Below are 6,940 nucleotides of genomic sequence, written 5' to 3'. Positions count from 1 at the left end.
CCTCGACGCCTATGAGGCCCGACTAATCGACGCGATGGTCGATTACACCGGCATCGAGCGCGCCACGTTGTTGCGCCAGCTCATCCTCAAGGAAGCCCTGGAGACACTGGGCATCAACGATCTCGATACCGCCAGTGTTGCCCAACACGCCGGCTAAAACGAGGCCCTTTTGAGGACCTCAAGGAGTCCCCTTTTCATGCCCGATGAAACCCTCGCCATCGACGCCCAGACCGAGGACCTACTCGAGCAGGTGCGATGCCAGGAAGGGCTCGAGACCCAGGAACAAGCCGCCGAATTCCTGGTGCGCCGCCGGCTACGCAAAGGCACGGCAAGCCTCACCGGACGCGGGCGCGCCCTTTATCCCGTAGGGAGAGAACATCGATGACCGTACATAACCGCCACCGCATTCCATGCCCGCATTGCGGCGAGAACCTGCGCGTTCGCAAATCGCAGGGCCTGACGCCGCTGTACCGCGAGGCGATTTTTGAATGCCGCAACGAAGACTGCGGATGGCGTGGCAAGGCCAGCATCGAGATCACCCACACCATCGCGCCCAGCGACATACCCAACCCCACGGTGGCGTTGCCGTTTGTGCCACGCCTGCGGGAACTGATCACCAAGCGCGCCCACGCAGCCAACTGATACTGGAGAACAACACCATGAACAGCACCGCCAAAAACGTTACCGCCATCGCGCCGCAACTGGACGCTCACAACCTGGCCACCGCCCAGCTATTCCGGGACCGCTGGGAGAACCGGGTCACCGCCTTGGCCAACTGCATCGAGCACCTCATCGTCAATCACGACATGTCCGAAACCAGCGCCGAGTTGGTCGCCGTCCAGGCCTACGCGGAGATCGAGTCAGCCAACCAGGCCGCAAGAATCGACGTCGATGCCACCACCTCCAGCGTCGTGGTGCTGCACACCAAGGACGGCGGCCCGGCGGTGTTCACCGTGACCGACCTGATGCGCGTGCTCGAGCAGGCCCGAAAGGAAGAGCGCGCTGTGGTCGTCGACCGCGACCGCCGCCGCCCCGTCGTCCTCGAGCACTAACCCGCGCCACTCGAACCGCTCCCGGAACCCGCATCGTTGGAGGTGACCATGTCTGCATCCGTGCATCAGCTACCCACTCGCCCCGCCCAGGACGCACCACTCGTCGAGCCAGACGGCCGCGCCGGATGGGGCGCCCTGCGCGCGGAACTGCACGATCGCTGCGAGGACCGCGACCTCGCCGAACTGTGGGCCGAGATGGAAACCGCCGAACGCCGCGCGGTACTCGCCAGCGCCCGCGGCGACGCCGACGATGCGCGCCGTGCTATCGAAGCCATGCCCCGCGCCACGCGCCGCTCGATTCGTAGCGCCATCCACCGCATGAGCGGCTACGGCAAGCGCTTGCGTGACCGCCTTGAGGGCGACCGCCCACACCCAAGCCGAGATCTCGCATCACACGCACGCGCCGCCCTCGACGAAGGCAACACCAAAGCCGCGTTGCACTGGCTGGCACTGATCGAGCGAGGTGTCGAGTGATGAGCGAGCGCAACATGACCGATATGTATCAGGGCCTCGAGGCATTGGAATGTGAGGCCAAGCGTCTCGACAGCAACGGCCAGGCCGAATTCGCCAATGCCCTGCGACGTAAAACCGACGAACTGCGCGGCGCGGTGATCACCATCGACGCCATCTTGCAAGACGCCGCCGAGGACTCCGACGTCCGGGTGAGCGCATGACGGCGTTGGAGCAATCTCTGGCGTTCGGCACGCATGAGTGCCGGCAGTGGCGTGAGGCTATTTTCGCATCACTGCCCTCGCTGCGTGATGACCTCGCCGCCGGTTTCGTGCATGTCGCCAAGCGTTACGGCAACACCGCCGGCAACCGCTGGTTGCGGCGTCAAACGCGCGATCTTATCGAGCCCTCGCGCGTGTATCGGCGCTTCGAGCGTATCGCAGGCGACCTCAAGCGCGGTTTTCGCGGCTTGCGTGGGCGCGGCAAGATCACTATCGAGGGCATCCAGGCGGGCTGCGCATGGCTGCAAAGTGTCGAAAAGCGCCTTGGCATTGGCGCGTTCAACTGCACCCATGACGATGACGCCCTGGTCAATCACGCCGAGGCGCAGGCACGCGCCATCGACGACGAGCGTAGCCGCCTGATCAGCAACATCGCCCAGCACAACCGCCGCCTACGCCTGGGGCTGCTGCCGCCCTCGCAGTCTCTACCGCCGTTGACGAGCAACAGCATTTCCGGCCAGGCCCGCGAAATAGCCCGCGCCATCGCCGAGGCGCGTAACCCGCTGACGCCGCCGCCGGTGGGCATTCCGTTGATGGCCGTATTCACATGGCGCCGCGCGCCGGTGATGTCCATCGCCGTGGCCGATGAGCTGGCGTTACGCCGCGCCCGAGCGCGGGCACGCCAACACGGCATCGTGCCGCCTGATTCCAAGAGCAAAACCGCCTACCAGGTCGCGCGGCTATCGTGCTCGAAATGGTGGCGCCGCAAACTGCGCCGCCTCGCCGGCGAACGTCTCGAGCAGGTCCAGCGCGAGGCGCACCGCGTGCACAAGCGCGCGGGCATCTATTGCAGTGACGTGACCATTGAGCGCCGGCGTCAGCAGAAGGTGCGCAACCGGACGTTGCTCGAAACCATCGAGGCGATCAATCAACACGGCCAGGCCTACACGCTGGCCGAGCTCGCCGAGTTGGGCCTCTCGAACCCCGATCACCGTCGCGCGGAGTTGATGCTCCGCATCCGCGACACTGAGAGCGAGGCCCGTCGCCTCGGGCACGTGGGCGTGTTCTACACCATCACCGCGCCCTCGCGCTTTCACCCCGTGCTCGCCAGCAGCGCCCGCCGCAATCACAAGTACGTCGGCGCGACCCCGCGCGAGGCACAACAGCATATTCAACAGGTGTGGGCGAAGACCCGCGCCAAGCTGGCACGCGATGGCCACGGCATCTACGGCATTCGCGTGGTGGAGCCCCACCACGACGGCACCCCGCACTGGCATCTACTCGTTTGGATGGCGCCCGAGGCCGAGCAGGCAGTGACCGAGATCCTGCGCGCCTACGCCGAGGAAGAAGCCCCCGAAGAATTGTTCGACGGGCGTGGCCAGAAAACCACCGCACGTTTCAAAGCGGTGAAGATCGACCACACGCGCGGCACCGCCGCCGGCTACGTGGCGAAATACATCAGCAAAAACATCAACGGCGAGCAGTTCACCCGCGACGGCGTCGAGGGCGACAACCTCGACCGCTACGATCACGACCTGAGCGAGATCGCGCCGCGTATCGAGGCATGGGCAGCGACGTGGGGTATTCGCCAGTTTCAGTTCGTGGGACTGCCGAGCGTCACCGTGTGGCGCGAGGTGCGCCGCCTCACCGAGCGCCAGGAGCAACAGCTCGCAGACTGGGAGGCCGCAACGCGCCCCGCGCCGACGGCCGCCGAGCGCTTCCACGCGATACGCCAGGCAGCCAACGCAGGCCAGTGGGATGTCTTCCTGCGCCTCATGGGTGGCCCCAACACACCACGCAAGGATCGCCCCGTCCGCCCCTGGACGGTGCAGCGCATGGACCCCAAGCGCGATGAATTCAGCCACGCCACCGGCGAGATAAACAGCGACATTCAAGCCCAAGGCCGCTACGGCGAGCCGGTGAAAGCGACCTGGGGATTAGTCGCTCGCGACCACAAAGGGCGCGAAGCGGAGTACCTCACCCGCGTGTATCGCTGGGAGGTACGGCCCAAGCAACGCGCCGCAGGGGCCGGCAGTTCGGGACCCGGCGAAGCCGGGGCCCCTTGGACTTGTGTCACTAACTGTACGGGGGCTGATTTCACCCCCAACCAACCGGACGAAAAAACCCTCGCGGAACAGGTTTCGCGATACCGCGAGTGGATAACGAGCCCCGACATGGTCGCCGCCCTCGAGGCGGCGGAGATCGAAGCCGAGCTGGTACGCAACGCGCCCTTGAACGTGGGCCCCGTTGCGCACCCCGAACCCGAGCCAGACGAGTTTTTCCCGGATGGCCTGTAACCAGAAACCAAAACGAGAGGACACCGCTATGCAACGCGAACAACGCGCGGCCGTGAGGCGCACCCAGCCGCAACAGCCCACCGGTATCTTGCAGGACGCCGGCGAAGTCGCCGTGATGAGCCCCAACGCCGGCGAAACACACCACCGCTACGCCATGGTCGTGGCGTTCGAGAGCGAAGACGAATTACGTCGCGCGATCCAGGAGCACCGCTGCACCTACCGCGACGGCCAGAGCGTGGAGGAAATGACCCATGGCTGATAACGCCGATCGCGCCACCGACCTGGCGCAACAACACGTCGACGCCGCCCTGGCTGACCGTCGATTCATCGGCGTCGACATGGCCGCTGCGCCTGGTACCGAGTGCGCGGAATGCGGCGACGAGATACCCGCCGCGCGCCGCAAGGCCGCGCCCTGGGCGAGAACCTGTATCGACTGTCAGGGCATCCGTGAAATCCAGGCGCGGCATCGCCGCTAACAAGGGGGTTACGTCATGAGAGTAAAGATCGGGAACCAGTGGCACGACAGCAACGACGAGCCCATTTGCATCCAAGTATCGGAAGGCGAGCAAAAGCAGATCGCCAGCATTGATCGCTCAGTCGCGCCGAACGGAATATATGCGATTTTCCCTGATAATTGGCGTCGACAAGCAATGCTGGACTGGATGCAAAGTGGCGAGGATGCAGGTGTCCCCAATGAATAAGACCTATCAAGAGCTTTGCGACGAAAACCAGCGCCTCCGCGACGGCATTCGCAGCATGGCCACCGCCCTCGAGGGTGGCGAGTGGAAGGACACAGTCTTCATTGATCCAGACCTACACAAGCTCGAAGTGGCCATCTTCTTCTCGCGCACAGACCGCGACGACGCCCTGGGCGTCGCCATCAAGGCGCTGAATGCCGCCCTTTTAGTGCGAAACGGCCGTGCTCGGCGCGATGCAGAGTGCCGCGAAAAAGCTATCCAGATGCGTGACGAAGCGGTCATGCGCGCCCGTCGAGACTGGGCCGCGCAAGCGTCGCCGGAGATTAAAGCGCAGTGGCAGGCGGACGGCGCGGAGGCTGTGCGCGACCGTCTGCGTGAAAAGGCCAGCAAATCCCGGCGGCAGTCTGATTCGGATTTCTACCACCGGTGCGCCAATGTCGCCAATCACAAGGCCGACGATATACGCCGTCAAGCCGAAGGGGGTGCGGAGTGAATAGCCAACAGTCCAGGGGCGGCGCGGTGGCGCGCCAGGCGGCAATGCTCTGCCAAGACGCAGCATTTCGCCTCTATCTCGACCGCCGCCGGCGCCACAAATTCGGCATCGCTGCGCGAGATCTACCCGACGGTACCCATAACGAACAGGACGCCCGCGACTGGCTGTGCCAGGCCTGCGGCATCCAAAGCCGCGCGGAGCTCGACACAAAAGCCGAGTCGGAGCACGCATTTCACCACATCTGTAATCGGTTCAATCGCTGGAAGGCCAAGAACAGGGGATCACGATGAAAACTGAATTCATGCTGCTTGCTGTCTATGAAAAACCTATGATCCCACTAGACGTTTTCGCCAGGGATATCATGGGTGTCGAGTTGCAGACCGCACGCAACCGCATCGCCGCCGGCACATTCCCGGTACCGCTGACTCGCACCGCGCGGCAACCGATGGTCCATATCGCCGACGCTGCAAAATACATCGACCAGAAACGTGAGAGCGTTGCCTAGAGTTCTCGATCACGATCACGCTTCGCCAGATCTCCGGCCTTCAGGTTCACGTAACGCCGCAAACTGCCCCAGTCACGATGGCCCGATACCAGGGCCACTTCCTGGATTTGATAGCCCCGCTCAAAAAGTCGACTAATCCCCTCATGGCGCAGGTCGTGAAAGTGCAAGTCATCAATATCGAGATATTGGCAGATACGCCGAAACCCGTTTGAAACCGACTCAGACCCGTAAGGAAAAATACGCTCGTCCTTGCGCTGCTGCGCCTCGATAATCGCTTGGCTATCACCCATCAACGGCACAATCTGGTCGGCCTTCTGTGTCGGGTGCTTGCGTAGCCGGATGATAACTGTGCCCGCCTCGCGATCGACATCAGCCCAGCACAGGCTGCATATCTCATCCAGCCGCATGCACGAATCGACCGCGAAGCGGATAAGATCATAATAACGAATACGGCGAAGCGCTCGGTTGTGTTTCGTATGCAGCAACAGCGCCTCGAGCTCATCAGCCGTCGGCCGACGATCCCGGCTTTGCGGTGAGCCAACCACGCCCGCCCGCTTCAGCCCCTCACGCCAACCGATCATCTTCTCTCGATACTCCGGTGGCAAAATGCCCTCAACTATCGCTGTCGTTACCGCGCCTGACAGAAACATGATGTCGAGTTGTGTCGTGGCCGGCTTAACCCCGTCGACGTCGATTCGCGTCCGGCAGTAATCGAGAAGTCTTTTGTAGGTAAGTTCGGTCACCAGGGTCTCGCCATCGAGGCCTGCTTTCAGCTTGCTAGCACACGTCCGGTTCTTCCGCCCTCGGTTGGAAGTTTGCTCAAGGTGTACCAGGTGCCCATCGAGTAAATTATTCAGCGTCGGTACAGGCTTCTGACCTACCACGCCAGCCTCGATACCATCCTCCACCTGCCGCGCCCACGCCTGGGCCCGCGCCTTCGTGCTGAATGTCTTACTCTGTGCCGAGTGCCCTTTCTTGCGTACAATGGCGCGCCATCGGGTACCGCGCTTCTGAAATGCCGCCATGGTGTACCACCCTTTAGCAGTAAACGGCTAACGCCCGAAAATTGGTGCAACAATGGTACATCAAGTAAGGTTTTAGACGGTATCAGGGATGACTAAACAGGATGTATATACAGTATAGCGAACATGGTAAGTCGTTGATATGAAAGCACATGACCCTATTTCAAAGGCTCGCCGGTTTTCAATTGCCCCGATGATGGAT

The 6,940-nt window shown here is 62.7% G+C and carries 13 protein-coding genes; 12 read left to right on the top strand and 1 reads right to left on the bottom strand.

Annotated elements, in window-relative coordinates; all coding sequences use genetic code 11:
• Positions 1-196 precede the first annotated feature (196 nt).
• Genes OP495_RS15905 through OP495_RS15850 form a run of 12 tightly spaced genes read left to right on the top strand, consistent with a single transcriptional unit; the run spans position 197 to position 5,716 of the window.
• Entirely contained in the window at positions 197-385 is a 189-nt protein-coding gene (locus tag OP495_RS15905; protein WP_280570678.1) for a hypothetical protein, read from the top strand.
• A complete protein-coding gene (locus OP495_RS15900; protein WP_280570677.1) occupies positions 382-642 on the top strand; it encodes an ogr/Delta-like zinc finger family protein in 261 nt (86 codons plus the stop codon). The genes OP495_RS15905 and OP495_RS15900 overlap by 4 nt, the downstream gene beginning before the upstream one ends.
• Before the next feature lie 17 nt (positions 643-659).
• Positions 660-1,052: a hypothetical protein gene (locus OP495_RS15895; RefSeq protein WP_280570675.1), complete on the top strand. Its 393-nt coding sequence runs from the start codon at positions 660-662 to the stop codon at positions 1,050-1,052.
• A gap of 48 nt (positions 1,053-1,100) precedes the next feature.
• Positions 1,101-1,526 (top strand): hypothetical protein, encoded by a 426-nt coding sequence (locus OP495_RS15890; RefSeq protein WP_280570674.1) that lies wholly within the window; start codon positions 1,101-1,103, stop codon positions 1,524-1,526.
• Positions 1,526-1,726 (top strand): hypothetical protein, encoded by a 201-nt coding sequence (locus tag OP495_RS15885; protein ID WP_280570672.1) that lies wholly within the window; start codon positions 1,526-1,528, stop codon positions 1,724-1,726. Before OP495_RS15890 ends, OP495_RS15885 begins: the two co-directional genes overlap by 1 nt.
• Positions 1,723-4,020: a replication endonuclease gene (locus OP495_RS15880; RefSeq protein ID WP_280570670.1), complete on the top strand. Its 2,298-nt coding sequence runs from the start codon at positions 1,723-1,725 to the stop codon at positions 4,018-4,020. Before OP495_RS15885 ends, OP495_RS15880 begins: the two co-directional genes overlap by 4 nt.
• Positions 4,021-4,048: 28 nt before the next feature.
• Positions 4,049-4,279 (top strand): hypothetical protein, encoded by a 231-nt coding sequence (locus OP495_RS15875; protein ID WP_280570668.1) that lies wholly within the window; start codon positions 4,049-4,051, stop codon positions 4,277-4,279.
• The gene (locus OP495_RS15870) at positions 4,272-4,496 is read left to right on the top strand and encodes a TraR/DksA family transcriptional regulator (RefSeq protein WP_280570666.1); all 225 of its coding nucleotides are present in this window, start codon (positions 4,272-4,274) and stop codon (positions 4,494-4,496) included. The genes OP495_RS15875 and OP495_RS15870 overlap by 8 nt, the downstream gene beginning before the upstream one ends.
• A 15-nt stretch (positions 4,497-4,511) precedes the next feature.
• Entirely contained in the window at positions 4,512-4,721 is a 210-nt protein-coding gene (locus OP495_RS15865; RefSeq protein ID WP_280570664.1) for a hypothetical protein, read from the top strand.
• Entirely contained in the window at positions 4,714-5,211 is a 498-nt protein-coding gene (locus OP495_RS15860) for a hypothetical protein (protein ID WP_280570662.1), read from the top strand. The genes OP495_RS15865 and OP495_RS15860 overlap by 8 nt, the downstream gene beginning before the upstream one ends.
• Entirely contained in the window at positions 5,208-5,501 is a 294-nt protein-coding gene (locus OP495_RS15855) for a hypothetical protein (RefSeq protein ID WP_280570660.1), read from the top strand. The genes OP495_RS15860 and OP495_RS15855 overlap by 4 nt, the downstream gene beginning before the upstream one ends.
• Positions 5,498-5,716, top strand: a complete 219-nt coding sequence (locus OP495_RS15850; RefSeq protein ID WP_280570658.1) for a pyocin activator PrtN family protein — start codon at positions 5,498-5,500, stop codon at positions 5,714-5,716. The genes OP495_RS15855 and OP495_RS15850 overlap by 4 nt, the downstream gene beginning before the upstream one ends.
• On the opposite strand, the gene OP495_RS15845 is transcribed toward OP495_RS15850, so the two are convergent.
• Entirely contained in the window at positions 5,713-6,741 is a 1,029-nt protein-coding gene (locus OP495_RS15845) for a site-specific integrase (RefSeq protein WP_280570656.1), read from the bottom strand. The genes OP495_RS15850 and OP495_RS15845 overlap by 4 nt on opposite strands.
• Positions 6,742-6,940: the final 199 nt, after the last annotated feature.

Origin of the sequence: Chromohalobacter sp. 296-RDG (genome assembly GCF_029889885.1) — a bacterium.
Lineage (GTDB): Bacteria > Pseudomonadota > Gammaproteobacteria > Pseudomonadales > Halomonadaceae > Chromohalobacter.
This window is presented reverse-complemented; position numbering and strand designations above follow the sequence as displayed.

Bases quoted from the DNA above. Each gene is read 5' to 3' on its own strand.
- OP495_RS15845 (WP_280570656.1), bottom strand. From the start codon at position 6,741: ATGGCGGCATTTCAGAAGCGCGGTACCCGATGGCGCGCCATTGTACGC.
- OP495_RS15890 (WP_280570674.1), top strand. From the start codon at position 1,101: ATGTCTGCATCCGTGCATCAGCTACCCACTCGCCCCGCCCAGGACGCA.
- OP495_RS15860 (WP_280570662.1), top strand. From the start codon at position 4,714: ATGAATAAGACCTATCAAGAGCTTTGCGACGAAAACCAGCGCCTCCGC.
- OP495_RS15875 (WP_280570668.1), top strand. From the start codon at position 4,049: ATGCAACGCGAACAACGCGCGGCCGTGAGGCGCACCCAGCCGCAACAG.
- OP495_RS15880 (WP_280570670.1), top strand. From the start codon at position 1,723: ATGACGGCGTTGGAGCAATCTCTGGCGTTCGGCACGCATGAGTGCCGG.
- OP495_RS15900 (WP_280570677.1), top strand. From the start codon at position 382: ATGACCGTACATAACCGCCACCGCATTCCATGCCCGCATTGCGGCGAG.
- OP495_RS15895 (WP_280570675.1), top strand. From the start codon at position 660: ATGAACAGCACCGCCAAAAACGTTACCGCCATCGCGCCGCAACTGGAC.
- OP495_RS15885 (WP_280570672.1), top strand. From the start codon at position 1,526: ATGAGCGAGCGCAACATGACCGATATGTATCAGGGCCTCGAGGCATTG.
- OP495_RS15865 (WP_280570664.1), top strand. From the start codon at position 4,512: ATGAGAGTAAAGATCGGGAACCAGTGGCACGACAGCAACGACGAGCCC.
- OP495_RS15905 (WP_280570678.1), top strand. From the start codon at position 197: ATGCCCGATGAAACCCTCGCCATCGACGCCCAGACCGAGGACCTACTC.
- OP495_RS15870 (WP_280570666.1), top strand. From the start codon at position 4,272: ATGGCTGATAACGCCGATCGCGCCACCGACCTGGCGCAACAACACGTC.
- OP495_RS15850 (WP_280570658.1), top strand. From the start codon at position 5,498: ATGAAAACTGAATTCATGCTGCTTGCTGTCTATGAAAAACCTATGATC.